Origin of the sequence: Methylorubrum podarium (genome assembly GCF_022179745.1) — a bacterium.
Taxonomy (GTDB): Bacteria; Pseudomonadota; Alphaproteobacteria; order Rhizobiales; family Beijerinckiaceae; genus Methylobacterium; species Methylobacterium podarium.
Genome location: NZ_BPRD01000619.1, coordinates 1 through 1,151, shown reverse-complemented (window position 1 = coordinate 1,151; position 1,151 = coordinate 1). Strand labels below are relative to the sequence as shown.

The 1,151-nt window shown below is 68.3% G+C and carries 1 protein-coding gene and 1 pseudogene; one reads left to right on the top strand and one right to left on the bottom strand.

Annotation, left to right across the window (positions count from 1 at the left end):
- Window positions 1-425: pseudogene (locus MFF42_RS24785) on the bottom strand (hypothetical protein); the annotation flags it as partial.
- A gap of 348 nt (window positions 426-773) precedes the next feature.
- Between MFF42_RS24785 and MFF42_RS24780 the strand changes: the two are divergent.
- Window positions 774-1,007, top strand: coding sequence for a DUF4160 domain-containing protein (locus tag MFF42_RS24780; protein WP_238258599.1), 234 nt, complete (start codon window positions 774-776; stop codon window positions 1,005-1,007).
- Window positions 1,008-1,151: the final 144 nt, after the last annotated feature.

The window sequence follows — 1,151 nt, the reverse complement described above, 5'->3', positions numbered from 1 at the left end:
GCCACCGTCGCGGCGTTGGTGACCACCGCGATGTCGGAGATGAAGCGCGCGTCCGTGAGGTTGCGGGCATCCACGAACAGCGAGACGCCGCCGTAGGTGAGGATCGCGCCGACCAGCACGATGGCGACGATCGCCCTGCCCTCGCCCAAGAGCCCGGTGACGGCGCCGACGATGGAGCGGGCAAAGCCCGAGATCTCGATCAGCTTGCCGAACACGGCGCCGAGCAGGAAGACGGGAAAGTACAGCTTCAGGAAGCCGACGAGCTTCTCCATGAACAGCCCGGAGAAGAGGGTCGGCACGGCCGACGGGTCGGTGAGCAGCACCGCGCCCATGGCGGCGACGGGGGCGAACAGGATCACCGAGAAGCCGCGATAGGCGATCCCCATCAGGAAGAAGAGCGCCGCGAGGCAGATCAGGAAGCTCAAGGTCCGCGCCCTCCCGGAAGCATCGTCCCGCACGCCGATCCCGGCCTGCAGGGTGACGCGGTCGTCTGGGGCCCGGCTTGTACGCCCCGTCACTATCATGGCCGTGCCGGTGACGGTTTCAATACGGCCAAGCCACCGATGTCACGGCGCAGGCAGGCGTGGCGGTCTCGGGGCGGGCTTGGGCGGCCTTTGACGGCCGGAGCAGCCCCCTTCGCTCTGTCCGACATCGGGAGCGGGGAGCACGACAAGCCTTTTTCACGCGGCCGGAATCGCGTCCGATCGGCCGATCGCCGCGATTGTTCGGATGCAACAATTGCACTAATATTGGCTTCGGAGACGCGACGTGCCGTGCCGATCGACAAGACCTTCGATGCGTTTCGGATCGAGCTCCGGTCCCGGGACCATGCCCCGCCCCATTTCCACGTGGTCGGCCCGGACTTCCACGCTCTGATCGCCATCCGCGATCTTCAGGTTCTGCGCGGGACGATCACGCGGCGGGCCCTCGCCGAAGTGGCCGCATGGGCAGGCGGGCGGCACGATGAACTGATGGCCGAGTGGAGGCGCCTCAATGAGCGCGACTGATCGAATCACGGTGGGCGAGCCGTTGCCGCGCCTCGCCTCGGTCGAGGCGGTCGGCGAGACGATCGGGTAGGGGGACGGCGCGGGCGGCGGCCCAGAACGGCTCGGGCCGGCGACCGAGGACGAAATGCGCGGCCACCGCCTGCG